The organism is Exiguobacterium sp. ZOR0005 (assembly GCF_000798975.1).
In the GTDB taxonomy this organism is placed as follows: Bacteria; Bacillota; Bacilli; order Exiguobacteriales; family Exiguobacteriaceae; genus Exiguobacterium; species Exiguobacterium aurantiacum.
In genome coordinates, this window is record NZ_JTLB01000004.1 from 26,899 (window position 1) to 53,644 (window position 26,746).

Here is a 26,746-nt window from a genome sequence, read left to right on the forward strand (position 1 = left end):
AGGATGAGTTACATGAGCTATCAATGATTGAGTTATCAATCAGTTAAGGGGGATTATCGATGCGCGACTCTTGTTCGCCTAGCGACCAAATTCTCTACAACATCATCACTGTACAAAAAGAACTCAGTCAACTGTTCGATTCAGAAATGGATGGCCTGAGCCTGAGCCGATATGACATTTTGAACAACTTGAATCATATCGGTCCGCTTCGTCAACGCGAGCTGCAACAACGGGTCGATGTCGATCATGCCGCTATCACACGCCACTTGAAACAACTTGAAGCACAAGGGCTGATCGCTCGTGAACGTTGTCCCCAAGACAATCGCGTCATCTATGTCGACTTGACCGACCTCGGTCGAGACAAGATCGCACATTGGACCGAGCAAAAGAAGTGCTTATCGGACCGACTTTTTGTAAACATGAAGGTAGAGGAGCAACAGCAATTGCTCGACCTGTTAAACACGTTACAACACAACATTCAACATGAAAGGAAGACTTTAATATGAATACGACGACACAGAAAGACTTTATGGAGATTGTGAAAGGACGCCGCTCAATCCGCGTCTACGATGAGAGCGTCAAAATCTCAAAAGATGAGATGACACAAATCCTCGAGGAAGCGACGACCGCTCCGTCCTCGCTCAATTTGCAGCCATGGCGCTTCGTCGTCATCGACAGCGCCGAAGGGAAAGAAACACTTCTCCCGCTTGCGAGCTTCAACAAGCGCCAAGTCGAGACGTCTGCAGCCGTCATCGCCATCTTCGCTGACTATCAAATGGCCGATTACACGGAAGAGATCTTTGATACGGCCGTCGAGCGTGGCCTCATGCCGCCAGAAGTCCGTGACCGTCAAGTCGATATGATCAAAGGCATCTTTAAGGACGCACCGAACGAAGCGATCAAGGACAGCATCTTGCTCGATTCTGGTCTCGTTGCGATGCAGCTCATGCTCGTCGCCCGTGCCCACGGCTACGATACGAACCCGATCGGTGGCTACGACAAGAAGAACATCGCCGAGGCGTTCGGTCTTGAAAAAGAGCGCTACCTCCCGGTCATGCTCCTCTCAATCGGGAAGGCCGCAGAAGAAGGTTACCCATCGGTCCGTTTCCCAATCGACCGCATCACAGACTGGAAATAAGCAAAGGCTCAATCGCTTCGAGGCGATTGAGCCTTTTTTCATCCGATATATTTGACGACCTCGTTGAAGTCACGCCGCGTCTTCGGTGCGAAATCGCGGGCCCGATGCCCGAATGCGACCATGACCGAAAGGGACCACGCCCCTCGTTCCATGACCCCTTCTGAAATCAGCAACTCGTCGATTTCGGCTTGATTGAACCCTTCGATCGGGCACGAGTCGATCCCGATTTGGGCTGCGGCCGTCATCATGTTACCAAGCGGGATATATGTTTGGCGCTTGATCCACTCTTGGAACGCACGCTCATCGTCAAGGAGACGATAATCGGTTTCTTGGAACGCCTGCACACGCTTGATTCGTTGCGCATATTCCTCCTCGGTTCGTCCTTGGACGTCCGTGACGATGTGGCGGATATAGTCCGAGTCGTAGCGCATCGCCTCAGGGGTGCGCGCTAAAATCAAGACGAAATGACTCGCCGTCAGCGCTTGTCCTTGGGCCCCCCAAGCCTGCTGTTTGATCTTGTGGAGCAAATCTTCACGACGGACGACGACGAACTGCCACGGCTCGAATCCGAACGAGCTTGGTGACAATCGGCCCGTCTCCAAGATGAATTCAAAATCGTCCTCATCGATCTTGCGATCCGCATCGAACTCTTTCGTCGCTTGACGCCAACGGTACGCTTCCAAAATGTCTTTCTTTTTCATCCACTTCACTCCTCATTCACCAAGATGATTCCATCATATCAAAACGATAAATTAGAAACCGCTCATGAAGATTCTTGAGCGGCAATCGCACGTCCTGCACGTAGCGGAACGGCGTCTCGTCGTTTAGAAAGTGCAAGTATTCGTCAGCTGGATAGTACAAGATGATGTCGACCGGACGTGGCGAAAGTTCCACCGAATCAATGATATTGCCGACGACCTCGCGGAACACGTTCACCGAGAACGGATTGAAGAAATAAAATCGGTTCGCCTCGGGCGGAATCAGAAATCGTTCGGCGTACTCGCGGACGAGTTGAACGCTCCCGCGCGTCCGATGCTTTTTCGCATAATTCATCCAGTTTTCAAGTGCGGCCTCATGGTAGCCGCCATCCATTTCGACGCCGATCGCCCGGACGCGGAACGTGTAGGCAAGGTAAAACGGGAGACGCCCTTTTCCGGAACCGAAATCGACGACCGTGTCGGTTGAAGCGAGCGGATATGCGTCCCGCAGTAAATCGAGCGCCTCATACGGCGTCGGCTCGTACCGATGATATTCGACCGAGGCCGGAAAACCTTGTTGCGGTTTCGCCGTCTCGATTTGAAGCAGTCGTTCATATTGTTGTTCAGTCATCTCATCATTTCTTCCTTCCTTCGATGGTACGAAAGAACGGATGCCGTTTCATCTCTGTCAGAAACGCGCTCCGCTCTTGCCAGATCACATATCCGATATACAACGGGATCACGAGCTTGAACCAGCTCGGCACGAGTAGAAACCCTGTGACCGCGAGCGGGATGAGCCGCAACCACAAGTTGCGATGGCTCGGCGTCCGCATGTACAGCAAGATCGCAAGCGTACGCTCAACCGAGCCAAACCGGTTCGCTTCGGGTCGATAATAGGGACGCTTTCGCAAGTTCGGTTTTTCAAACACGCCTGACGTCGATAACAGTGAACGGTCAAACGACGTGCGGACGTTGGCGGCATGTTCGACTTCGCGGCCAATATACGGGTGGCGCGAAAGCCAGCCCTCCCCCGCAAGAAGCGCAAAGGCAACACTTCCGCTGCCGAGGACGACCGCGAGTAGCGGCAAATCCGTGAGCAGCGCATACGTGAAGAAGAACGCGACGACAGGTACGAGGAGCCGGAGTGACCAATGGGTCCGGCTCATATCTAGAAGATAGCGCAACCACATGTGAAGCCACGCCACGAGCAAGAGCGCGAAACCGAATGCGAAGAGCGAGACGATCGGCCATCCGTGAAGCTTGAGTACCGGTGCCAACAGTCCGAGGACGAGCATGTACTTCATTCCCATGCCGACAAGGTGATACCCGATCGAATAGCGTTTCAAAGCCGAGACCAAGTCACGATTCGCGACAATCGTGACGTCCGCTCGCTCGACCCATGCGAAGAAGTTGTCTTGCAACTGAATCAAGAGGAGGATGGCTGCCCACGCGAGCATCGGGACGTCCAGAAGCCATGCGTACGCGCCTTGCCAAATCAATACGTATTGATAGCCGAGAAAGAGCGCGAACGGGATGACCCCATACAGGACGATCGTCCAATCGAAAACAAGCCGCCACGTCTTCCATTGATTTATGAGATGTGTCCGGACACGTCGAACCCATACGTCTCGGACCGTCATCGCATGGCCACGTCTTCCATCATATCGAACAGCGACTCACCGGCAGTTTGTAGGCTGGTCCGGATTTCTTGTTTCGTCCCGCTCGCGAGCATGCGCCCGTTATCGATCCAGACGAAACGGTCACATAACCTATCTGCCGTATCGAGCACATGGGTGACGAGGAGGACGCCTGTGCCTTGGCGCCGCTCTTCTTCGAGCAGGCGGAGCAACTGGATCGTCGTCGTCGCGTCGAGGCCGACGAACGGCTCATCGACGAGAAGAAACTCCGCCTCTTGAATGAGCGCCAAGAGGATCATCGCTTTTTGTTTCATCCCTTTCGAAAACGAGGCGATGTAGTCGTGCTGCACCGAATCCAACCGAAACAATTGGAGTAACCTGTTCGTCCGTGTCGATGTCTCGATTTCCGTCAGTTCCGTGACGAGCGCGATATGTTCAGCGAGCGTCAAATAGTCATAGTAAATCGGTTGCTCAGGAATGTAGGCGTAACGTCTGCTATCCACCGTTCCGCGCATCCACGGGATCGTCCCGGTGAGACAGGCGATGGTCGTGCTCTTACCGGCCCCGTTCGACCCGATCATCCCGACGATCTCTCCAGGATGAACCTCGAACTCGATTTCTTCAATCACGGCTTCTCCGGACTCATAGCCGGCACGCTGTATATGAACGTCCATCGAACTCCTCCCAATATCGTGAGATTCTGTGTATTTTTCTGTATCTATCATATCACTTCTCAAAAATGTGGCATAATAACGCTTGTCACCCCAAGAATAAAGGAGTAGAGCCATATGCAACATTACTTGACCATCGACATCGGCGGAACGAGCATCAAATACGGAATCGTCCAATCCGACGGAACCTTGCTGTCGAACAAACACGTCCCCACCCCTGCGACGTGGGACGGCTTGCTTGAACAAGTCGATTTGATATTTAACGAGACACCTGCTGAAGCGTCGATTGCCGGCATCGCCATCAGCGCACCAGGAGCCGTCGATTCGGCGAGCGGCGTGATTCATGGAATCAGCGCGTTGCCTTATATTCACGACCGTCCGTTCTTACAGGCGTTCAAAAACCGTTACAGCTTGCCCGTCACCGTCTTGAATGACGCCAATGCGGCGGCACTCGCCGAAGGCTGGACCGGGGGAGCCGCTTCTACAGCGCGCTATGCGACCGTCGTCATCGGAACGGGTGTCGGCGGAGCGTTCATCGACAAAAATGAGGTGATGATCGGCTCCCACTTCCATGGCGGCGAGTTCGGTTATTGGATTCTCGACCCGTCACTTTCCCATCCGGACGGCACGTGGAGTAAAGTCGGCGCCACCGCCGTCCTCGTCAAGCGGTGCAGCGACCGTCTCGGCCGGCCGTTGACTGGAAAAGACATCTTCAAACTCCAAACCGACCCGGTCGTTCAAGAGGAGTTGGAGCGATTTTATCGTTGGAACGCGATCGGTATTTACAACATCCAGTTCAGCTTGGACCCGGAACGTATTTTGATCGGCGGCGGCATTAGCCGTCGTCCTGAAGTACGGGACGGGATCAAGCGCCATCTCGATGAACTGTGCGACGCGTTCGGAACGTTCCGAATCGATGTCGAGACGTGTCAGCATTTCAACGAGGCGAATTTGATCGGGGCGGCCCGATTCCATATGTTGAATGCATGAAAAGGGCTTCGTTCACCTCGAGTGAACAAAGCCCTTTTATTGTGCCATTCGGTCTTCGTGAAGCTGATGATACACCTCGTCGCGGATGGCACGAGACGTCCGTTCATGGATGATCATATGGGCCCGGATGATTCGGTTCGTCCGCTCGTCGATCACTCCCGTCTCCACATATCGATCAAGGATCGGCAAACTGAAGTCTCCTAGCGGCAAATAGGCGATCGCAATCGTGTCTTGCCCTGACTTCACAGACACTTGGACCCCGTTCACTTCCGGAAAGAAATACGATTCATAGTACGGCTCGATGACGAGCTCGTCTCTCGAGGCGTCACGAGCCTCCGGGACTGTCGTCGGCAAGGCGATAAAGTAAACCATTTGATCGAACGAGAACGACACGTCCTGTAACGAGACGTTCAAACGCGCGGCCTCCCGTTTGGCAATCGAACGCAAAATCAGCCGGTAACACGGACGGCTCGTGAACAACAACGTCCCGACGAAGACGACAACCATGATCATGACACTGAACTCACTCATAACGGTACCCCTTCCCAGCGGCACACTTGATTTTTCCCGCGTGACTTGGCCGCATAAAGCGCTTGGTCAGCGCATTCAATCAGCTGTTCACCGGTTTGATGCAAGAGCGTATGTTTCGAGGCGACACCGAAACTGAGCGTCAACTGCCCGCCCGGTTGTGTCTCCCCATGTGTGAAACGGGTCTGCAGAACGGCGGTCCGAATCCTCTCGGCCACATGCGACGCCTCGACTTCGTCAAAGCGCGGCAACAGGACGACGAACTCCTCGCCCCCGAACCGATACGCCATTTGCTCGTCCGGTACGCTGCGCCGGATGACACTCGCGAGCCGCGTCAATAGCTCGTTTCCTGCCAAGTGTCCGTTCGTATCGTTGTACTGTTTGAAATGGTCGATATCCATGACGATGAGCGATAACTCCTCGTCCTCGCACTCACGGAACAACACGTCCAAGTCTTGCTCGAACGAACGGTGATTTTTCAAACGGGTCAAACCGTCACGAAGGGCGAGCGTTTCAATCCGTTGGTAGAGCGTCGTCTGGTGTAACGCCAACGAAGCCTGCTCCGCAATCGGCCGTACCCCGTCGATTTTTTGCGGTGTGATCGGTTTCTTGTTGACGACGTTATCGATGACGAGCAGACCGTACGGGATGCCTTGATGATGGAGCGGGAAAATCGTGCATTCGTCCATCTGTAATTCCATATGTAGCAATCTAAGCACCGGGTCGTCGGTAATGCTCGCATAGACGTGGAGCGGCCGTCCCGAATCGAGCGTTCGTCTGAACGCGTGCTCGTCGTTAAACGGAATCGTCATCTTTCGAACCCGTTCATTCAATTGCTCGTCGTGCGTCGCATCCGTCTCTTTTTCATCAATCAAATCTTGCAGGTCATAATGTTGGCGGGTAATTTCTTCCCAAATTTGATATCCTTCTTCCGGATTCATCGGTCCGGTGCCCATGACGCCGTAAATACTATCTTTTTCAGGATCGGCAAAGAAAATGATAGAGCGGTTGAAACCGAGCCCGTGCCCGGCCGTCACCGACGTCAATATCGTTTGTAACAAGCGGTCCAAGTCGAGCGTGTCCTGCATCGTAAAGCTGACTTCCCGGAAGACGTTCAACTGCCGTGAGCTCGCCGTCAACATACGCAACCGTTCTGATCGTTCTCGCTTTAACTGCTGGATGTAACCGAATAAAAGCGCAGCTCCGAGACCGAAAAAGACATAACTGAGCAGTAACGGGAACGACAGCGTCCCGGATTGACTGTACACGAGAAGCCAACTGACAACAATTGCCGTCAACATCCCTTTTACTTGAAAGCAAACAAGCCCCGTCACGATGAGGAGGAGCACCGACCAATGAAAATCGTAGAAATCGAACAACATCCCGTGCCAAATGACGACGAGACTGCTTGCCCCGACAAGCAGCCAACGATTCAACGACGGTGTCGTCATCAACCGAAGTAAATTGATGACGAATGTGATCACGACGATGCCACCAATCCATATACCGTATACCATCGCTCCCCCTCATTTCATTAAAATCATCTCTGCTTATATTATAGTGCGATTTGATGTGACCGGGACAATGTTTGCCCAATCACTGACCAAACTTTTAAGTTCCTTGAAGGATTTTCCAACAAACCTACTCCGATATTTTACATAATCTTTCCCTATACTTTAGCGCACTAACGTGAAATGATAGAAACACCTAACCCAACTAAGTGAGGTGGAAGCGTGACCCGCACCGAATATGAAGAAGCATCAAAGATATTAATGCACCTGTTCAATACCGCATCTTTCGTTGGTATCGACTTCGGCTCCGGCCCGAATCACCACCTACTCTACTTCAAACGAAGTAATCACGAGGCATGGCTGTCCATTGAAGGACCGTGGCACGTTCACACTGCCGATGCCCCTTTCGATGAAGGCTTACAATTGGAGCGTCTGATCCAGTTGCGACGCGAACGCGTCCATCACGTCCACCTAGGCGATGAGCACCCACATCTCGAATTGACGTTCGAGTCTGGCAACACATTATTCATCAACGGTTTCCATGAACAGTTCGAGAGTTGGCAGGCTGGGGACGCCCGCCCGCTCGGGGGAGACCAATACTTGCTCGTCGCCATGCCACAAGGCGAGCTCGCCGTCTTCGTCGAGGAGGACGTGTGATGGATGTATGGACGGAAATCGCTACGTACATGTTGATTGCGTTTGGCATCAGCCTCGCCATTATCTTCTTGCGCAAAATAACCAAGTCATAACAAAAGAGCGGCCGTGGCCGCTCCTTTTTATTTTACCGTCTCATCTTCGAACAGGCTTGCCCCGTTCGTCCGAATGACGTCTTGATACCAGAAGAACGAATCTTTCCGTGAACGCTCGAGCGTCCCCGACCCGTCGTCATGCTTGTCGACGTAGATGAATCCGTACCGTTTGCTGTATTCACCCGTCGATGCACTGACGAGATCGATACAGCCCCAGCTCGTGTAGCCGATGACGTCGACCCCGTCCTCAATCGCCTCGACCATCGCCTTCAAATGGTCACGCAAGTACTCGATGCGATAATCGTCATGGACCGAACCGTCCGCTTCGACGTTGTCGTACGCCCCGAGACCGTTCTCGACGATGAAGAGCGGGAGCTCATAGCGCTCATACAGTTTGTTCAAGATGACGCGAAGTCCCATCGGATCGATTTCCCAACCCCAGTCGCTCGCTTGAAGATACGGATTTTTGACGCCGCTCATGATGTTCCCGGCTGCCTCGTCTTCCGTCTTCTCCGCCTTCTCCGTCCGTGACATATAGTAGCTGAGCGAGAAGAAGTCGACCGTGTTCGCTTTTAAAATATCGAGGTCCCCGTCTTCGATGACGAGCTCAATCCCGTTCTCACGGAAGAAGCGTTTCGCGAACGACGGATATTCACCGCGCACGTGCACGTCGCCACAGAAGAAGTTCATCATCCGTTCGGCGTCATGCGCGTACCAGACGTCTTCCGGGTTCGAGCTGTACGGATAGACCGGCGCCGCGATGAGCATGCAGCCGACTTGCGCCGCGGGATCAATCTCGCGGGCCGCCTTCGTCGCGAGTGCGCTCGCCACGAGCTGATGGTGAAGTCCTTGGTACGTCAACTGCAACTGGTCGTCCCCTTCACGGATCGCCATCCCTAGGCTGAGCATCGGCATGAACTGGGCGCCGTTGATTTCGTTGAACGTGAGCCAATACTTGACCTTGCCTTGATAACGTTCGAACAAGACACGGCTATAGCGCTCGAAGAACGTCACGAGGCGACGGTCACGCCAACCTCCGTATGCTGTCGCCAAGTGGAGCGGCATCTCATAGTGTGAGATGGTGACGAGCGGTTCGATTCCTTGTGCGACGAGCTCATCGATGACCCGATCGTAAAATTGGAGACCTTCCTCGTTCGGCTCGAGCTCGTCTCCGTTCGGGAAGATGCGCGACCAGGCGATCGACATCCGGAACGTCTTGAACCCCATCTCCTTGAACAAGGAGATGTCCTCTTTATAGCGATGATAAAAGTCGATTCCCTCATGGTTCGGGTAAGTATAGTCTTCGTGGAGAGCAAAATCGAACGACGGATCGTGAATGATTCGCATCCGGTCTTTCCCGCCTGGCATCACATCCGCAATCGATAGCCCCTTGCCACCTTCTTCATATCCGCCTTCGAATTGGTTGGCCGCTGTGGCGCCGCCCCATAAAAAGTTCTTCGCTACTTGTTTCATGTTCATTTCCTCCTTTTAGGCTAAGACGCGCAAGACGTCATGATTCGGTTCGACCACGCCGACATGTGTCGGTAAGACGTCCAAGTAGTTCCCTGTGTTCGTGACGATGACCGGCGTGATCGTGTCATAACCGGCTTTCGTGATTGCCTCTAAGTCAAACGTGACGAGCACGTCCCCCGCTTTCACCCGTTTCCCGTTCTCGACGTGCGCCTCAAAATGTTGTCCTTCAAGCTGAACGGTGTCGAGCCCCACGTGAACGAGTACTTCCACTCCGCTGTCCGAGCGGAGGCCGATCGCATGTTTCGACTGGAAAATCGTGATGACTTCTCCATCAAACGGTGCGTAGACGACGCCCTCACTCGGCATGATGGCGACCCCTTTGCCCATCGCCCCGCTCGAGAACACTTCATCCCGAACCGTGTCGAGGGCGACGACCTCCCCTTTCACCGGTGAGGAGACAGGCGTGCCGATGTGGTCGGTCAAGACAGGTGCCGATTCGACGCGCGGCGTTTCTGTCGGTGCCACTTCTTTATGCAACACGTACGTCAAGCCGAACGAGACGACCGTCGCGACGACCATACCAATCAAAGCGCCATAGAACGTCATATCAAGACCTGTCGCTGGGATCATGACCGGGACGCTGAAGACACCGAGTCCACCCATCGCGTACGCTGCCGTACCGAGCATCCCGCCGACGACACCGCCGGCCGCCCCACCGATCATCCCGAAGACGAACGGCTTTTTCCGTGGGAGCGTCAAGCCGTAAATCGCCGGTTCCGTGATTCCGAACACACCCGCGATGGAAGAGGATGTGCCGAGCCCTTTCGTTTTCGGGTCACGGGCTTTCAGCGTGATGGCGAGCGTCGCCCCGACTTGACCGAACGTCGCCATGAGCACACCGACGACGATCGTATCCATCCCGACGACCGCCAAGTTGTTGATGATGATCGGCACGAGTCCCCAATGGAGCCCGAACATGACGAGCACTTGCCAGAACGCGCCGATGAACGCGATGGCGACGATCGGACTTAATCCGTAAAGGAACGAGTAACCGTTCGCGAGTCCTTGACTCGCATATGTCGCGACCGGTCCGATGGCGAGGAACGTGAGCGGGACGACGATTAAGAGCGCCATCATCGGCGTCGTGAAGTTCCGGACCGCTTCATGGGTCCGTTTGTTGAAGAACGTCTCCACTTTTGACGAGACGTACGTCGCCAAGATAATCGGAATGACCGAAGACGCATAGCTCATCAACACGACCGGCAAGTTGAGGAACGTGAGCGTCTCGCCGGCACCTTGCATCGCGACGATAGCCGGATAGACGAGCGCGCCCCCGATGATCATCCCGATATATGGATTCCCACCGAACTTCTTCGCGGCCGAGTGTCCGAGGATGACCGGTAAGAAGTAGAAGAGCGCGTCGGCCGCTGCGTTCAAGACGATGTACGTGCCCATGTCTTGCGTGAGGAGACCGAGGGCGACGAGAATGGCGAGCAACCCTTTCAACAACCCGCTCCCGGCCATCGGGCCGAGAATCGGGGTGAAGATGCCGGCGATGACATCGATCAAGCGATTGAACACGCCCGTCTTCTCTTCTTCCTCATTCGAAGACGTTTGAAAACCTCCGGCTGCGACGACATCTTGATAGACGTACGGCACGTTGTTGCCGATGACGACTTGGAACTGGCCGCCGCTTTGAACGACCGTGATGACGCCATCGTGTTGTTTCAGTGTCTCTGGATCGGCCTTTTTTTCATCTTTCAATTTGAAACGTAACCGTGTCGCACAGTGGAACACGCTCTTGACGTTGTCTTTCCCGCCGACGTGACGAATGATATCGTCGGCGAGGGCCTTGTATTGGCTCATCTTGCTCACTCCTTCAGTTTGAGGTAAAAAGAAAAACCTAAATGAACGTCTACATCGCGTAGCGTCATTTAGGTTTGGCCTGAATCATCAGTAACCATCCTTAGGATCGTCGTTCTTTCATCAAGTTTTCGATGTGGATCATCATGTAGAGCCGTTCGTCGGTCGACACCTCATAGTTGTATTTCGAGGCGATCAATCCCGCAATCTTCTCGACACATTCATAGGCGTCCGGATAGCGCAGTTTCACCATCTCAAACAGTGTCTCATCGCCTCCGGTCTTAAACGTCTCTTTCGAGGCGAGCCGTTGAACGAAATATTTGAGATGGGTCAAGAACCGAGAGTACGCGTGTGACTCTTCATCCAAGTCGATTTGAAAATGATACGTGATGATTGTAAGGATCGCTTGGGTCGCTTTCGTCATCTCGGTGACGAGGTGTAAGTTCTCTCCCTTCGCGCCAGACATCGTCGCATTGACGAGGTGCAAGGCGACGGCGACGGCCTCATCTTCATCGAGGACGACGTCGTGCCGCTCGTTGATGAGCGCGACCGCTTCTTTCCCGATTGAAAATTCAGGTCCATAAAACCGTTTCACTTCCCAAACGAGCGGGTTTCGGATGACGATTCCATCGCGATAACGACTGAGGGCGAAATGAATATGGTCGGCGAGCGTCACGTAAAGCGAGTCGTGCACCGTCTTTTCGAGTCTCGTCTCGGCCAGCTTGACGATTTCTTTGACCGTATCCATCTCTGTAGCCGGCATCTCATTTAAAAAATGGACGAACCGTTCGTGGCTCTCTTTACTCTCGAGCGTAAAGATTTTTTCGATTCGTGCTTGATCGATCGCGTCACCTGGCCGCTTTTGAAACGCAATCCCTCGTCCCATGACGACTTGTTCTTGACCGTTCGCTTGAATAGCCACGACGTTGTTGTTGAACACTTTTGAAATGTGCATGGAATCAATTCACCTCCGCTCAGGGTCGATTGAAAAGAAAAAAACCTAAATTCACACCGGTCCCCAAATTTGGATGATCGGCATCAATTTAGGTTTTGCCTGCATGACCAGTAACAATCCCAAAGTGGATTTTCTTCTTCTCGTCCTTAGCATACTCCGTTGATATCTTGACGTCAACAGAAAAATAAAACGCTTACACCATGACCGTTTTCATTCGAATAAGATACGTTGCATCCGTTCCGGGGCCGCCAAAAAGTCTCGCATGACCCGAACGTGTTCGAGCTCATCGAACGACGTCGGTTCGAGTCCCGTCTCGACTTGAAGGATGTCAGCGTCAGGATAAGACATGAGGATCGGCGAATGGGTGGCGATGATGAACTGGCTCCCCGACTGCACAAGTTCATGCATCCGGGCGAGCATCGTCAATTGTCGCATCGGCGACAGCGCGGCCTCGGGCTCATCTAAAATATAGAGACCACGCCCCCGGAAGCGATGCAACATGAGCGAAAGGAACGCTTCCCCATGTGACTGTTCATGGAGCGACCGACCACCGTACGATGCGTAAAACCGTTCCGGGTCCGGACTCGAGCGCGCAATCTCATCGACGTAGCTCGACAATTGATACGCCGTCTCGGCACGAAGAAAAAAGCCGTCTTCCGGCCGATACGCGCCCCGGATTGGCCGAAGCGCTTCAAACAACGAACTATGTGTCGAATCGGTCTCAAACCGAAACGAGGTCGCTCCGCCTTCCGGGTTGAACCCGGCGGCGATGGCTATCCCTTCAATCAACGTCGATTTTCCGCTCCCGTTCTCTCCGACGAGAAACGTGACCGGCTGGGTCAGCGTCAACTCGTTGAACCTTTGAAAGATCGGCAGTGAGAACGGATAGCCCGGGGACTCGACTCGGTCCCGTTCTAATCTTACGCCTCGTAAAAACAGATTCAATTCCATTCGATCCAAAACATCGCCCCCTCTCCCGATTCAACCCCGTACGACAACCCTTGCGTCTCGAGCAACAGCTTGTTGATAGCAAGACCGAGCCCATGCCCATTCGAGAGGTCACCTTTCACATACATATCCCATATGTTTTCGCGCATCGATTCTGGAATGCCCGGCCCCTCGTCCTCGATTTCGAGCCGTCGCTCTGTGAGCCGGACTGTGATCACGCCGCCGACCGGGCTGGCGTGATAGGCGTTCTGAAGAAAGTTCGACAAAATCCGCTCCATCGCCACTCGGTCAACTTGAACAGCCACCCTTTCAAGGTCGAGCGCGACCGTCACTTGCTTTTCACTGAACCATTCTTTCATCCGTGAAACGGTCTCTTCCATCAATTCGTCCATATAAATAGACTCGATCGTAAGCGTCAACTTGTTCGCGGATAATTTTGAATACTCGAGCATCTCGGTGACGAGCCGGTCGATGCGGTCGACCTCCTCGGTCATGCTTTTTCCAGTCGCGGCCACGTCTTCTTGTTTGACGACTCCGAGTTCAAGCATCTCCGCCTCGTTTCGCACGATGGCGAGCGGGGTGCGGACATCGTGGGTGACCCCGGAGATGAACGTGTTCTGTAGCCGCTCTTTTTCTTCGAGCGACATGTTCATCTGCCGGACCGCTTCCGTCAAATCACCAATCTCGTCGTCGGTCACCGGCGGTAGCGTGAGATCGTGCCGGCCCGACATGATGGAGGCGGTCGCTTGTTTCAATTTGACGAGCGGGATCGTCAAACGCTTGCTCATCCAATACGTCATGCCGATGGCAACGAGAAGCGCGAACAAAAAACCGCTCCCAAGAATGACGTAAATTTGGCGAAACTGCGGATTTGCCAGCGGTGCGGTCGTATACGTCACAATTTGCAAATCACCTTCCTCAAGTTTGAACGTGAGCAGGCTTGTTCCGTTCATACGAATTTGGTCTCGTTCACTTAATACGTCCGGGTTCAAAATCGGCGTCATCTGTCGGCGCATCCTACCTCCGCGCTCAAGGTTGATCGGCTCCCCGTCTCGAAACACGACGACATCGAACTGTCCAGGGATGCCCCGACCTTCCATGAGCGCATCGTAGACAATATCAGCTTCCCGCCCGAGTTGAGTATAGCTTTCGGTCTCGGCAAAGCGACCAATCAGCAGCGACGTTAGCCCGAACGTGAGCACGGCCATGACCGTAAGCGGCAAAATCGCCATGACGAGTAACTTCTTCATCAATCGATTCATCGGATATCCTCCAATCGATAGCCGACGCGGTGCACCGTCTTTAATTGCCGTTTCATCGTCGGCAACTTGTCGCGCAACTGTTTGACGTGTGTGTCGACCGTCCGCGTGTCCCCTGCGAACGTGTAGTCCCACACGTCATCGAGCAGACGATTCCGGTCAAGCGCTTCTCCGCTATGATTCAAGAAGTAGAGCAACAACTCGTACTCTTTATTCGTCATGCGAATCGCACGCCCGTCATCGGTCACTGTCCGGGAGCGAGCGTCCACCGTCATGTCGCCGAACGAGATTTCGTCCGTCTGTTTGACGAGACGCTTCAGGCGGATTTCGAGCTCTTTCAATACGATCGGTTTGACCAAATAATCGTCAGCTCCGAGTTCGAGTCCGAACACGCGGTCATCCGCCTCTCCTCGTGCCGTCGCCAAGATGATGACAGGAGCAGGCTTCAACGCCTTCAGTTTCGGGATGAGCGTCCACCCTTCCCCGTCGGGCAGGCGCACGTCGAGAAGGACCGCATCGAACGGTTGCTCAAGCTGTCGCTTCGCCTCGGCGAGCGTACCGGCCACACGAACGTGAAACCCAGCATACGTCAGAAAGCGGGCGAGTCCGTCCGCCAATTTCGGTTCATCTTCGACCACGAGTACGTTCATCTCTATCGCCTCCACTTTCATTATATCGTATCGGGAAACAGACCCCATCGTTTCCCAAAGACAATTTACAAAAACCTTGCAACTCCCTCACAACTTTTGAACGGTCGCGTCCTACACTTGAGGTAGTAAAGGAGGAGATTGACATGAATAAATTAGCAATCGCACTGGCCGGCCTGCTTGCCGTCTCAGGCACAGGCGTCTATGCCGCCACGAACGATACGACAACGACTGATGGAACGGAAACGACGACCCAATGTGAGCGTGGTGAACGCGGGGAGCGCGAGATGTTCGGTGACCGGGCAGCCGGACAAGCCGCCTTACTCGAGGCGCTCGGCTTGACTGAGGACGAAGTGGCAGCAGCACGCGAAGAAGGACAGTCACTTCCTGAGTTGGCCGAATCAAAAGGAATCACCATCGAACAGTTCATCGAAGCGATGATCGCGTCTCATGAAGCCAAACTCGACGCAGCGGTCGAGTCCGGTGATTTGACGCAAGATGAGGCGGACGCGATTCTCACCGATCACGAGGAACGGTTCGCTGACGTCACGAGTTATGACGACCTAGACGGGATGAGCAGCTTTGGCGGCGGACGTCATAGAGGCGGACACGGCCCACATCACGGTGGTCCATTCGGCGGGTCGAACACAGATGAGGGTACACCTTCAAGCGACGACAACGTAGACGACCAAAGCACGAATTCACTGTAAGCAAAAAGGCAACCGCGCGCGGTTGCCTTTTCATATGGCCAACAATAAGAGCGAATAACCGACGAGCCCGACGGCAAAAGCTCGAAAACTGCTGTCCCGTTCTTCGGGCAGCTCTTCTTTCATGACGTTCAAGATGATACCCCCGGCCAAAAATGCGACGATGATAGACAACGTCAATTCATCGAGCGCCGAGAACGCGCCGACGCCCCACCCGACGAGCACCGAAAAGGACAATAAGAGCCGTCCTTCCCGATCGTACATCGCTTTGTGGTGATGCCTCAGACCTTGATCGACTGTGATGAAATGAATCCCTAGCGCAAAGAAGTAAAGCGTCATCGTCCACGCGTTATCGAACGTACTCTCGGCGAGCACGTAGCCGATGCTGAAGTTATAGAAAACGAACAGCGCCATATGAATCCAGAACACGTTGTTGCTCCCGCGCCGGCTCATCTGTGTGGCCAATCGCTCGAGACCGTAAAATGCGGCCAAGCCGATCATGCTGACGACGAGAATATGATTCTCGATCGACGCGAAAAGTCCGTCTCCTAAATGACCTTCTAACTGTTCTTGATATTCATTCAACTCTGGTAAGAGGTGCAAAAAGACATACGCCACAGCGACACCGCCAGCGAGAGACAAAAAACGACTGCGTGGCGTCTCGCGCACGTGAATCAAATTTCCTGAGAAATAATGAATCAAGGCAAATCCGATAGCAAACAACAAGCTTAACCAAAACATTCCATCCACCTCCGACACTTACCCGTCAGCCGAACGATTGGACGACTCCCGGTCCTTGTTCCTTACCCGAGTGCCTTGTCTAATACTCTCATTCGCCCCGTTCAGCCCGTTGCCGTGCCCGAATCTCTTTCTCGACGCGACGGAGCGCTTTTTTCGAACCGCGGGCAAAGTCATGGGCTTCCTTGCGGTCCCGATAGTCGATAAATAACGTCTCAAGGTCATAACCTGCCGGGTAAAGGTCGATCGCCTTCGCCTCAAGTCGGACGCGGCGGAGCGGATAATCGCCGGACATGCCGTCGACATATACGGTGACGCGACGCTTTGATTCATCCATCGCGTACACGAGGCCGACTTGATTCGTCTCGAGCAGGCGGACCCGGTCGCCTTTCTCGAAGCGTTCGTCCGGTTCGACGACCGGTCGGATGACTTCTTGTGTGAGTCGTGACGAATCGACGAGCGACTGATCATACGTCTTGTCATGCATATAGCGTTCCGCCTGCTGCAAAATGCTCGCGGGCAGTTTCATTTTCCGCGCGATGAACAGAGCGTTACTGTCGCCGGACTGACCGATCAACAACCGGTACTTCGGCTCGAGCGTGTCCGGGTCGAACTGCATCGCCGCATTCATGAAGTCCGGATGCGTCTCCGAGTACGCTTTGATTTCCCCGTAATGGGTCGAGGCGACGACGAGACAGCCGCGTTTGTACGCCTCTTCTAAAATCGCGATGGCGAGGGCCGCACCTTCGTTCGGCTCGGTCCCGCTCCCGATCTCATCAAATAGGAGCAGCGAACGTTTCCCCGCTTTCTGCATGATGTTCGCCACGTTGTGCATATGGGCCGAGAACGTACTGAGCGCCGAGCCCATGTCTTGATTGTCGCCGATGTCGACGAACACGTCGTCAAACGTCGAGATGTCCGTGTCCGGATGGGCCGGGATATGGAGCCCGCTCATCGTCATCAAACTAAGCAGACCGATCGTCTTCAAGACGACTGTTTTCCCGCCGGCGTTCGGCCCGGTGATGATGAGTCCGCGATACGTCTCGCCGAGCGAGAAGTCGAGCGGGACCGCCCCTTCGAGCAACGGATGACGCACTTGTTTCAAACGGATTTTCCCGACAGCGTTCACACGCGGGGCGATGCCGTCAATGGCCTGGCTATACTTCCCTTTCGCGAACACCATGTCGTATTGGGCGATGACGTCGAGTGTCGCTTCAATCGTCGGCAACGCTTCCGCCACCATGCCAGTGAGCGTCGCGAGCACTTGATAGACTTCGACCGCTTCTTCCGTCCGTTTGACGACGAGCTCCGCATTGAGTTTACTGATTGCTTCCGGCTCGATGAAAACGGTCGTGCCCCGGTTCGACGTATCAACGATCGTTCCGGCGATTTTATGTTTAAATGATGCTTTGATCGGGACGGTGAATCGGTCTTGTTTCTTCGTCACGAATCCGTCTTGAATCGCTTCCCGGTTGGCGGCACTTTTTAAAAACTTGTTCAATCGCTCCTCGATCCGACCTTCGAGAATGTCGATTTGTTTGCGAATTCGTTTTAGTTCTTTTGATGCTTCATCGAGCACACGTCCGGCTCGAATCGCCGCCGTGATGTCTTCCTCGATGTGGCGCCACTCGCTCATTTCCCCCGCATACGCCGATAAAAGTGGCGCAAAGAATGTTTGCTCGGCCATGAACCGTTTCAGCTTCCGGGCACCGCGGAAAAATTCGGCGACAGCTTCAAGTTCGCTCGCCTCGAGTTGAATGCCCCGGCTGATTTTCCCGATGAGCGGTTCCATGTCGGATACGCCGATGAACGGGATGTGAGAGGTCGCATCGAGAATCGCGCGCGCCTCTGACGTCTCTTGCAGCCGTTTTCTCACTGTTTGCAAATGGTTCGTCGGTCGTTGGTTTCGTAACAGATTTCGCCCGAATCCGCTAATGCAGTAGCGTTCGACGCGTTGGATGAGTTCGTTGTATTGCAATTTATCTAATGTTTGTTCGTTCATGGGAATCTCTCCTTAAATGTGATGGAGATACCGCGCAAACAAAAAGCGTCGGCCGATGACGACCAACGCAAAAAGACAGACCGGTGTCTGGCAGTTTATGAAGGGCGGTATCTGTAACAGAACATGAAGGCATGACAAAAACGCGTGTCATCCAACATTTTTCAGTTCGTTAGGCAGATACGACCTCACTCATTAACATGCAACACCTTTCTCATTCAGTTTCGCCCTTACTATACAACAGATTCCTGAAGAAGTAAATTTTTTAGAGAGCGCTTTCAAATTAGGACTTGTCTTCTCTGCAGTGGCGTGCTATGTTGATGATGACGAAACGAATAATGATCACATGTGACTGATTCGATCAGGCATGGGGTAAGACGAAAGGCTCACGCCACCCGTCTGTACTCCATGCCTGTTTTGTTTTTTCACAATCATTTTTCGAACGAAAGGATGAATCGAAGATGTTATTGAATAAGTGGATGAAGAGACATACACTGACACTTTATGCACCCATGGAAGGAGACATCATTCCACTTGAGGAAGTGAGCGACCCGGTGTTCAGCGAGAAGATGATGGGCGACGGGATTGCCATCATGCCGACGGACGGGACCGTCGTCGCACCGGCCAAAGGGACCATCGTCCAAGTCGCGCCGACGAAGCACGCGATCGGGATTCGCACCGAGGACGGCGCCGAAATTTTAATCCATGTCGGGCTCGACACGGTCGAGCTCGCAGGCGCACCGTTCAAGGTACATGTCATAGTAGGCGATCATGTCGACGCCGGACAACCGCTGCTCACAGCGAACCTCGAACAGATCCATCAAGCCGGCAAAGACACGGTCACGCCGATGATCGTCACGAACGGTGGCGAGCTGAAAGAGCCATATGCTTTCCACACAGGTGGCCCGGCTCTCCCCGGCAAGACGGTCGTCGCTCAAGCGGAACAATGACTCCTCGATAGGAGGAACCATGTTAAAAATCAAAAAGATCTTGAACAACAATGCGGTCATCGTCTCGGACGATGGTGAAGAGAAAATTGCTATCGGGCCGGGCGTCGCATTTAAGAAGGCGCGCAATGACGTCGTCAATCCGCATAAAATTGAGAAGCTGTTCGTCATGTCCGAAGGCGACAAGTTTCAACAACTCTTGAGCCGCATCCCGGTCGAACATTTCACGATTTCAGAAGAAATCATTAGTCACGCGGAAAAGCGGCTCGAGACGACGTTCAATGAACACATCCACGTCGTCTTGACCGACCATATCTCGTTTGCCATCGAACGGGAGCAAGAAGGGATCTCGCTCCGGAACAAACTGTTGAACGAGATCAAAATTCTATATCGCAATGAATATGAAATCGGGCTATGGGCGATTCAGCATATCGAGAATACGCTCGGGGTGAAGATGCCGAAAGATGAAGCCGCCTTCATCGCGCTCCATATCCATACACTTAAAGTGAAAGGGGGTGATTTGCGTAAGACGCTCAAACAGACGACGATCGTACGAGACATGATTCAATCGATTTCGAGACGGCTCGACCTATCCATTGAAGAAGATGACTTATCCTATCAACGCTTATTAACTCATTTACGATTCGTCATGGATCGGGTCAACCATTATGATCATCATACGATTGACGAGGATATGTTACAGATGATCCAAACAAAATTCTCGTCGGCATACACATGCGCGTCTGATGTCGCAAACGAAATGGAAGACTTATACGGTATCGTCTTGCCCGAGTCAGAGCTTGGTTATATTACGCTCCACATTCAACGCCTGCAAGATCAACACCATCAAAAAGGAGGACATTCACAATGATGAACTTTTTACAACGTCTCGGACGTTCCCTCATGTTGCCGGTTGCGGTACTTCCTGCAGCGGCCATCCTCATGGGGATCGGTTACTGGATTGACCCAGTCGGCTGGGGGTCTGAGAACATTGCCGCCGCTTTCTTGATTAAAGCCGGTGGTGCTATCATCGATAACATTCCAATTCTATTCGCCGTCGGGGTCGCCCTCGGGATGGCGAAAAACCGTGACGGCTCAGCCGCCCTCAGTGGTCTCGTCGCTTTCCTCACGGTCACGACACTTCTTTCTGCGGGAACGGTCGCCTTGTTCCAAGGAGTCGACGTCGAAGCCGTCAACCCAGCGTTCGGACGAATCGCTAACGCGTTCGTCGGTATCCTCTCAGGTATCGTTGCCGCTCAAATGTACAACCGCTTCAGCCACGTGAAATTGCCTGACGCCCTCGCCTTCTTCAGCGGTAAGCGTCTCGTACCGATCATGACGGCGTTCGCGATGATCCTCGTCTCGGTCGCTCTTTACTTCATCTGGCCGGTCGTCTACACAGGACTCGTCGGATTCGGTGAAACGATTTCGAAAATGGGCGCGTTCGGTGCCGGTCTTTACGGCTTCTTTAACCGTCTGTTGATTCCGACCGGTCTTCACCACGCCTTGAACTCGGTGTTCTGGTTCGATGTGGCCGGTATCAATGACATCGGAAACTTCTGGTCGGGTGAAGGGGAGAAAGGAATCACGGGACGTTACCAAGCCGGATTCTTCCCAATTATGATGTTCGGTCTCCCGGCGGCAGCACTCGCCATGTACCACACAGCGAAAACAAAACGTAAAAAGCAAGCGGCTTCGCTCCTTCTCGCCGCAGCGTTCGCTTCATTCTTCACAGGTGTCACAGAACCGCTCGAGTTCTCGTTCATGTTCCTCGCGCCAGTTCTTTACCTCGTGCATGCTGTGTTGACAGGGATTTCCCTCTTTGTCGCCGCGACGTTCCAATGGACGGCCGGGTTCGGTTTCAGTGCCGGTCTCGTCGACTTCGTGCTCAGCTCACGGTTGCCGCTCGCGAATCAACCGTACATGTTGCTCGTCCAAGGTCTCGTCTTCGGTGCCATCTATTACACAATCTTCCGCTTCATGATCGTCAAGCTCAACTTGGCGACACCAGGTCGCGAATCGGATGAGGCGGTCGATGCCGTCGCAACCGAGACAGCGCCTGAAGGCGAAACGAAAACAGCTCCAGTCGCAGCTGGCGGACAATACTCGGCCATGGCAGCGATGATTTACGACGGACTCGGTGGCGACCAAAACGTCACAGGAATCGAGTCATGCGTCACACGTCTCCGTGTCGATGTGAAAGACATGGACACGGTCGACCAAACGCAAATCAAGAAAGCGGGCATCCCAGGAATTAAAGTCGTCAGCCCGAACCACATTCAAGTCATCGTCGGCACGAACGTACAGTTCGTCCTCGAAGAGATTGAGAAACTCCGGAGCCACCGCGCCGGATAAACGACGAAAGCCACCTCGCATGCGAGGTGGCTTTCATTGTCGTTGACGATATAGTTGATAGAAGCGTACAAAAAGATAAAAAAACAGCCAGGGCAACACATACGTCGTCAACCACGTAAACCCATGTAACAGTAACCACGTGAAGTTATACCCAAGCAATCCAGGGATAATTAACCCGATAAACAAAACTGTAGCAATTAGGATCACATTCAACAGCATTCGAATTTTAAATCACACCCATACCATTTTTATCCATTTTAGCATATGCATCTTCTCGCTGTAAATCAGTCAAGTTAGCCTGCACCTCACATCTGACGCAGCCGATTGATGCGTTCGACCGGATTCGGGTGTGTGGACAATAGTCCGCTCATCTTTTTCTTCATCGGATCCGAGAAATAGAGCGGTGCCGACGCGTTCGACGCCTCTTTCACCGGCGTCTCGACGTTCGCGATTTTCTCGAGCGCCGAAGCGAGCGCTTCTGGGTTACGCGTCAGCTCGGCCCCGCTCGCGTCCGCTAAAAATTCACGATTTCTTGAAATCGCCAAGTTGATGAGCGTCGCGATAATCGGTGCGAGGATGAGCAGGACGAGTCCGACGATTAAGAAAATCGGATTTTGATTGTTGTCACGCCGTCCCCCGACACTTCGAAAGAACAGCATCCGCGACCCGATGTCACTCATGATGGCGATGACCGAGACGAGGGCGAGCGTGACCGTCGACAATCGGACGTCATAGTTTTTGATGTGCGCGACTTCGTGGGCGATGACCCCCTCGACTTCTTCACGTGTCAGGCGGTCCAGTAGCCCGGTCGTGACCGCGACGGCCGCCTTCTCCGGCTTGAGTCCGGTCGCGAACGCGTTCGGGGACGGGTCGTTGATGATGAAGACGCGCGGCATCGGCACCCGGGCGACCATCGCCATGTTCTCGACCGTATGCCATAAGAAGCGATGCTGCTCGACCGAGGTGATCTCTTTCGCATGGTTCATCCGCATAACGATGCCCGTGCTCGACATGATGACGATACCGACATAAAACAACGAAAAGACCGGTGTGAAAATGAGACCTGGCAACGCGTCCCCGTAATTGATATACGAAATCGCCGCCCCGACGAGCAAGACGAACAAGACGAAGCCGGCGACAATGAACACTGTCTTCACTTTGTTTTTACGAATCTGTTCATAAAGGAGCATCGCTGGCACCTCGCATTAGAAAGAGACGCGAACGTTCTCGCGTTCTTCCTCTCGCGCCTCGAGCATGTCACGCTTCTCAAAATGATGGAGCGAGGCGATGACGTTCGTCGGCACCGATTCGATTTTTGTATTATATTTCATGACTGTGTTGTTATAGAGCTGTCTTGAGTATGCGACTTTATTTTCCGTTTGCGTCAACTCTTCTTGGAGCATCTTAAAATTCTCGTTCGCCTTCAGATCTGGATACGCCTCGCGAAGCGCGAACAGATTTTTCAGCGCGCCGCTCAACTGATCGTTTATGTCTATCTGTTCTTGCCGCGTCGATCTTACTCCCATCTGATTGCGAAGCTCGACGACTTTCGCAAGCGTCTCTTCTTCATGTTTCGCGTACCCTTTCACCGTCTCGACCAAGTTCGGAATCAAGTCGTAGCGACGTCTCAGCTGTACATCGATTTGGGCCCACGCCTCATCGACCCAATTTCGATACTTCACTAGACCGTTGTAAGCCGAGAAATAGATGACCGCCAGCAAGATGATGACGCCTAATCCAATCCATAACATATTCCTGCACCTCGTTTCTTGAATTCACTGCTGTTCTAATTCCCTTTCATCGTATACGATAAGCTTATCTTTTACAAAAATAAGGAAAAGACACAGTCTAGGCTGAAGCATGTCAACAAATCGTCATCAGAAAGGAAAGATGATATGCCAGGAACGATCGTCGTTGCCGTGAAAGCGGTCATCGTCCACGAAAGAAAGCTGTTGATCGCAAAACGTTCGATCGAAGACGATATCGATCCCGGCATGTGGGAACTCGTCGGCGGCAAAGTCGATTTCGGCGAGAGGCTCGAGATAGCGCTTGAACGTGAAGTCGAGGAAGAAGTCGGGTTACGTGTCACTGTCACCCAACTGTTATATGCGACGACATTTTTGACCGACCCGAGCCGGCAAGTGGTGATTTTGACGTACTTGTGTCGTCCTGCTTCGACGACAGTCGCCTTGTCATTCGAACATAGTGATGCTGCTTGGGTGACACCGTTCGAGGCGAAGGAACGCTTGCACCCACGGATCGTGGATGATTTGACCGCCCATGCTGTTTGGCAGCACATTTGACCGACCATTATATATAAGATTGGAGTGTTCTCGATGTTTGTCACAACGCTTGATGCCCGACTGACTGATTTATATGAAGAGATGGTGACGCTACGCCGTCACTTCCACCAACATCCTGAACTCTCGTTCGAGGAACAAGAGACACCTCGTTTCATCGCGCATTATTTACGCGACCTCGGCCTTGATGTCCGCGAAGACGTCGGCGGCAACGGTGTCGTCGGGCGCATCAAAGGCGGGAACGGGCCGACGATTGCGTTCCGGGCCGACTTCGACGCGTTGCCGATTCAAGATTTGAAAGACGTCCCGTATCGATCGAAAGTGAACGGGGCGATGCATGCGTGCGGGCATGACGCCCATACGGCGTCGCTGCTCGTGCTCGCCAAAGTGCTCGCCGAGGCCGATTTGCCTGGAGACGTCGTCTTGATTCACCAGTTCGCCGAAGAACTCGCACCCGGTGGCGCCAAACCGATGATTGAAGATGGCTGTCTCGACGGGGTCGACTATATATATGGCGTTCATATTTGGACACCGCTTCCGTTCGGGACCATCGGCGTGAAAACCGGTCCCATCATGGCGGCAGCTGACCGTTTCGAACTGACGATCAAAGGAAAAGGGGGACACGGCGCCATCCCGCACCATACAATCGATTCGCTCATGGTCGGGGTGAACGTCGCGAGCCAACTGCAACAAATTTTGAGTCGCCGCGTCGATCCGCTCGAACCGGCTGTCTTGACGATTGGAACGTTCGAGTCGGGACAGGCGTTCAACGTCATCGCAGACGAAGCCCGTTTGTCCGGAACCGTCCGGACGTTTAATCCAGACACGCAAACACGAATCATGGAGGATATGGAGCGCATCATCGCTTCGACATGTGCCGGTGCTGGCGCGGACTATGATTTGACCTACATCCAAGGCTATCCCGCGGTCATCAATCATCCAATCGAAACGGAGCACGTGCGTCGCTCGGCCGCGAACGTAATCGGAGATGCCGGGATTGTCGAGATGTCCCCGCTCATGGTCGGTGAGGATTTCGCCTATTACTTGCAGCACGTCCCGGGTAGCTTCTTCTTTGCCGGTGCCGGCAACCCGGAACGAGGCGCCATCTTCCCACACCATCACCCTCGCTTTGACGTCGATGAACGGGCGATGCTCCACATGGCGCGCATCTTGATGAATGCCGCAGTCGAGACGTGGACAAGTACAAAAGAGGCGTGACGCAAATCGCGTCACGCCTCTTTTGTTTCTTCCGGTAACACAGAAATAAGCACTTGGTCGACTCGCTTCCCGTCCATATCAACGACTTCAAAACGTAGGCCATACGCCTCGACGACGTCCCCGCGTTTCGGGAAGTCACCAAGCGTGTAGATGACGAGACCGGCGAGTGTATGATAAGCGTTCCGTCCCTCATCGAATCGGGCGTCCCGAATACCGAGCGTCCGTTTCAAGTCTTCGATGCTGAGCAGCCCATCGGCTAAATACGTACCGTCTTCTCGGCGCACGACGTCCGGCGGTTCTTCTTCAATCATCACCTCGCCGACAATCTCTTCAAGGATGTCAAATAGCGTGACGAGTCCGAGAAAACCGCCGTACTCGTCTAAGACGAACGCAATCGGTGACCCGGTCTGTTGCATCATTTGGAGCACTTGGCTCGCCTCTCGTTGTTTTGGCACGATGAGCGGCTGTTTAATTTTTTTGAGGATGTCCGAAGGGGTTGATAACTCGGGCAGCATCAACACGTCACGAACATCGACGTAGCCGACGAACTCATCGAGCGTCCCCCGTCCGACTGGCAGTTTACTATGCTTGCTCTCATAAACAGCGGCTTCGATGTCTTCCATCGAATCTTCTAAATCGACCCATTCGAGCGTCGTCCGCGGCTGCATCAACTCGTAAATCAATTGATCGTGAAACGCAAACACGCGCTCGACTTGTTGCACCTCTTCATGGGCAAACTGTCCTTGCTGTGCCCCTTCGAACAGCAGTTGTTTGATTTCAAGTTCCGTCTCCCCGTCCGTTCGCTCTGCCTTCAATCCGAGCAGTTTGAACAAGAACAGCGTCGACTTCGATAAGATCCAAATGAACGGCCGCATCACTTTACTGAATAGGTCGAGCGCCGGGATGATTGCCATCGTCACCCGTTCCGGCGCGACGAGCGCGATTCGCTTCGGGACGAGCTCGCCGATGATAAGGGAGAGATACGTGATCACGGTGACGACGAGCACATATCCGACTGTCGACGCCGATTGCGCGCTCATACCGAGCTGCTCGAACACATTCCCAACCGGTGTCGAGAACCTGGCGCCCCCGTAGGCCCCGTTGATGATACCGATCAACGTGATCCCGACTTGAACGGTCGACAATAGGTCGGTCGGATCTTTTGAATACTTCAATGCGATTTGCGCGCTCCGCTTCCCCCGATTCGCCTCGACTTCGAGCTTCGATGGCTTCGATGAGATGAGCGCGATTTCCGTCATCGCGAAAATCCCGTTCAACACGATCAAAAACAAGACGATCATTAAGTCAATCCATATGGAAGAGCCCACCGTATTCATCACCTCTATAGTCATTTCAGTTCACTTTATCCATCATACGTCTCTGTACCCGTTTTATGCACGAAAAAAGCCACTCTT

Annotated in this window: 27 protein-coding genes; 10 read left to right on the forward strand and 17 right to left on the reverse strand. The window is 53.4% G+C overall.

Annotated features, from left to right (window positions below; genetic code table 11):
* Positions 1-59: 59 nt before the first annotated feature.
* On the forward strand, positions 60-506 hold the full coding sequence (locus L971_RS00685; protein WP_024370942.1) for a MarR family winged helix-turn-helix transcriptional regulator: 447 nt from the start codon (positions 60-62) through the stop codon (positions 504-506).
* On the forward strand, positions 503-1,138 hold the full coding sequence (locus L971_RS00690; protein WP_029333881.1) for a nitroreductase family protein: 636 nt from the start codon (positions 503-505) through the stop codon (positions 1,136-1,138). The genes L971_RS00685 and L971_RS00690 overlap by 4 nt, the downstream gene beginning before the upstream one ends.
* A gap of 38 nt (positions 1,139-1,176) precedes the next feature.
* Here L971_RS00690 and L971_RS00695 read toward each other — a convergent pair whose 3' ends face one another.
* From L971_RS00695 to L971_RS00710, 4 genes are read right to left on the reverse strand one after another with little or no spacing between them, the layout of a single operon-like run.
* Positions 1,177-1,839 carry an NAD(P)H-dependent oxidoreductase gene (locus tag L971_RS00695; protein WP_047373834.1) on the reverse strand — a complete coding sequence of 221 codons (663 nt, stop codon included), beginning with the start codon at positions 1,837-1,839 and terminating at the stop codon, positions 1,177-1,179.
* Positions 1,840-1,855: 16 nt separating this feature from the next.
* Positions 1,856-2,467 (reverse strand): SAM-dependent methyltransferase, encoded by a 612-nt coding sequence (locus L971_RS00700; RefSeq protein WP_047373837.1) that lies wholly within the window; start codon positions 2,465-2,467, stop codon positions 1,856-1,858.
* Between the two features lie 4 nt (positions 2,468-2,471).
* Positions 2,472-3,476 (reverse strand): ABC transporter permease, encoded by a 1,005-nt coding sequence (locus tag L971_RS00705; protein WP_047373839.1) that lies wholly within the window; start codon positions 3,474-3,476, stop codon positions 2,472-2,474.
* The gene (locus L971_RS00710; protein ID WP_024370947.1) at positions 3,473-4,147 is read right to left on the reverse strand and encodes an ATP-binding cassette domain-containing protein; all 675 of its coding nucleotides are present in this window, start codon (positions 4,145-4,147) and stop codon (positions 3,473-3,475) included. Before L971_RS00710 ends, L971_RS00705 begins: the two co-directional genes overlap by 4 nt.
* Positions 4,148-4,261: 114 nt before the next feature.
* Here L971_RS00710 and L971_RS00715 point away from each other — a divergent pair, with 114 nt between their 5' ends.
* A complete protein-coding gene (locus L971_RS00715) occupies positions 4,262-5,134 on the forward strand; it encodes an ROK family protein (protein WP_047373840.1) in 873 nt (290 codons plus the stop codon).
* Positions 5,135-5,170: 36 nt separating this feature from the next.
* On the opposite strand, the gene L971_RS00720 is transcribed toward L971_RS00715, so the two are convergent.
* Together L971_RS00720 and L971_RS14760 are read right to left on the reverse strand one after the other, a co-directional pair.
* Positions 5,171-5,665: a hypothetical protein gene (locus tag L971_RS00720; protein WP_047373842.1), complete on the reverse strand. Its 495-nt coding sequence runs from the start codon at positions 5,663-5,665 to the stop codon at positions 5,171-5,173.
* A complete protein-coding gene (locus tag L971_RS14760; RefSeq protein ID WP_052200205.1) occupies positions 5,662-7,179 on the reverse strand; it encodes a sensor domain-containing diguanylate cyclase in 1,518 nt (505 codons plus the stop codon). The genes L971_RS00720 and L971_RS14760 overlap by 4 nt, the downstream gene beginning before the upstream one ends.
* A 216-nt stretch (positions 7,180-7,395) precedes the next feature.
* On the opposite strand from L971_RS14760, the gene L971_RS15010 reads away from it, so the two are divergent.
* Positions 7,396-7,830, forward strand: a complete 435-nt coding sequence (locus L971_RS15010; RefSeq protein ID WP_156111477.1) for a DUF6188 family protein — start codon at positions 7,396-7,398, stop codon at positions 7,828-7,830.
* Between the two features lie 119 nt (positions 7,831-7,949).
* On the opposite strand, the gene L971_RS00735 is transcribed toward L971_RS15010, so the two are convergent.
* From L971_RS00735 to L971_RS00760, 6 genes are all read right to left on the reverse strand, one after another.
* Positions 7,950-9,401 (reverse strand): 6-phospho-beta-glucosidase, encoded by a 1,452-nt coding sequence (locus tag L971_RS00735; RefSeq protein WP_047373844.1) that lies wholly within the window; start codon positions 9,399-9,401, stop codon positions 7,950-7,952.
* 9 nt (positions 9,402-9,410) lie between these two features.
* Positions 9,411-11,261, reverse strand: a complete 1,851-nt coding sequence (locus tag L971_RS00740; RefSeq protein ID WP_047373846.1) for a beta-glucoside-specific PTS transporter subunit IIABC — start codon at positions 11,259-11,261, stop codon at positions 9,411-9,413.
* Positions 11,262-11,361: 100 nt separating this feature from the next.
* Complete coding sequence (gene licT / locus L971_RS00745; protein ID WP_024370954.1) at positions 11,362-12,213, reverse strand: BglG family transcription antiterminator LicT; 852 nt, start codon at positions 12,211-12,213, stop codon at positions 11,362-11,364.
* Between the two features lie 210 nt (positions 12,214-12,423).
* Positions 12,424-13,164, reverse strand: coding sequence for an AAA family ATPase (locus L971_RS00750; protein WP_029333892.1), 741 nt, complete (start codon positions 13,162-13,164; stop codon positions 12,424-12,426).
* Complete coding sequence (locus L971_RS00755; RefSeq protein ID WP_047373849.1) at positions 13,155-14,423, reverse strand: HAMP domain-containing sensor histidine kinase; 1,269 nt, start codon at positions 14,421-14,423, stop codon at positions 13,155-13,157. The genes L971_RS00750 and L971_RS00755 overlap by 10 nt, the downstream gene beginning before the upstream one ends.
* Complete coding sequence (locus tag L971_RS00760; RefSeq protein WP_024370957.1) at positions 14,420-15,070, reverse strand: response regulator transcription factor; 651 nt, start codon at positions 15,068-15,070, stop codon at positions 14,420-14,422. Before L971_RS00760 ends, L971_RS00755 begins: the two co-directional genes overlap by 4 nt.
* A 143-nt stretch (positions 15,071-15,213) precedes the next feature.
* Between L971_RS00760 and L971_RS00765 the strand changes: the two genes are divergently transcribed.
* The gene (locus tag L971_RS00765; protein WP_047373851.1) at positions 15,214-15,777 is read left to right on the forward strand and encodes a hypothetical protein; all 564 of its coding nucleotides are present in this window, start codon (positions 15,214-15,216) and stop codon (positions 15,775-15,777) included.
* A 30-nt stretch (positions 15,778-15,807) separates the two neighbouring features.
* On the opposite strand, the gene L971_RS00770 is transcribed toward L971_RS00765, so the two are convergent.
* Both L971_RS00770 and L971_RS00775 read right to left on the reverse strand, forming a co-directional pair.
* On the reverse strand, positions 15,808-16,515 hold the full coding sequence (locus L971_RS00770) for a membrane protein (RefSeq protein ID WP_024370959.1): 708 nt from the start codon (positions 16,513-16,515) through the stop codon (positions 15,808-15,810).
* 88 nt (positions 16,516-16,603) lie between these two features.
* On the reverse strand, positions 16,604-18,514 hold the full coding sequence (locus L971_RS00775; protein ID WP_047373852.1) for an endonuclease MutS2: 1,911 nt from the start codon (positions 18,512-18,514) through the stop codon (positions 16,604-16,606).
* Positions 18,515-18,972: 458 nt separating this feature from the next.
* Here L971_RS00775 and L971_RS00780 point away from each other — a divergent pair, with 458 nt between their 5' ends.
* Genes L971_RS00780 through nagE form a run of 3 tightly spaced genes read left to right on the forward strand, consistent with a single transcriptional unit; the run spans position 18,973 to position 21,813 of the window.
* Positions 18,973-19,461, forward strand: a complete 489-nt coding sequence (locus L971_RS00780; protein ID WP_024370961.1) for a PTS glucose transporter subunit IIA — start codon at positions 18,973-18,975, stop codon at positions 19,459-19,461.
* Positions 19,462-19,480: 19 nt separating this feature from the next.
* Positions 19,481-20,329: a PRD domain-containing protein gene (locus L971_RS00785; protein ID WP_024370962.1), complete on the forward strand. Its 849-nt coding sequence runs from the start codon at positions 19,481-19,483 to the stop codon at positions 20,327-20,329.
* The gene (gene nagE / locus L971_RS00790) at positions 20,326-21,813 is read left to right on the forward strand and encodes an N-acetylglucosamine-specific PTS transporter subunit IIBC (protein WP_047373854.1); all 1,488 of its coding nucleotides are present in this window, start codon (positions 20,326-20,328) and stop codon (positions 21,811-21,813) included. The genes L971_RS00785 and nagE overlap by 4 nt, the downstream gene beginning before the upstream one ends.
* A gap of 305 nt (positions 21,814-22,118) precedes the next feature.
* Here the strand turns inward: nagE and htpX are convergent, their stop codons facing one another.
* Both htpX and L971_RS00800 read right to left on the reverse strand, forming a co-directional pair.
* Positions 22,119-23,003: a zinc metalloprotease HtpX gene (gene htpX / locus L971_RS00795; RefSeq protein ID WP_047373856.1), complete on the reverse strand. Its 885-nt coding sequence runs from the start codon at positions 23,001-23,003 to the stop codon at positions 22,119-22,121.
* A 15-nt stretch (positions 23,004-23,018) separates the two neighbouring features.
* The gene (locus tag L971_RS00800; RefSeq protein ID WP_024370965.1) at positions 23,019-23,564 is read right to left on the reverse strand and encodes a LemA family protein; all 546 of its coding nucleotides are present in this window, start codon (positions 23,562-23,564) and stop codon (positions 23,019-23,021) included.
* 144 nt (positions 23,565-23,708) lie between these two features.
* Here L971_RS00800 and L971_RS00805 point away from each other — a divergent pair, with 144 nt between their 5' ends.
* Positions 23,709-24,116: an NUDIX domain-containing protein gene (locus tag L971_RS00805; protein ID WP_024370966.1), complete on the forward strand. Its 408-nt coding sequence runs from the start codon at positions 23,709-23,711 to the stop codon at positions 24,114-24,116.
* 33 nt (positions 24,117-24,149) lie between these two features.
* A complete protein-coding gene (locus L971_RS00810; RefSeq protein ID WP_024370967.1) occupies positions 24,150-25,331 on the forward strand; it encodes a M20 family metallopeptidase in 1,182 nt (393 codons plus the stop codon).
* Positions 25,332-25,342: 11 nt separating this feature from the next.
* On the opposite strand, the gene L971_RS00815 is transcribed toward L971_RS00810, so the two are convergent.
* Positions 25,343-26,668, reverse strand: a complete 1,326-nt coding sequence (locus L971_RS00815) for a hemolysin family protein (protein ID WP_029693719.1) — start codon at positions 26,666-26,668, stop codon at positions 25,343-25,345.
* Positions 26,669-26,746: the final 78 nt, after the last annotated feature.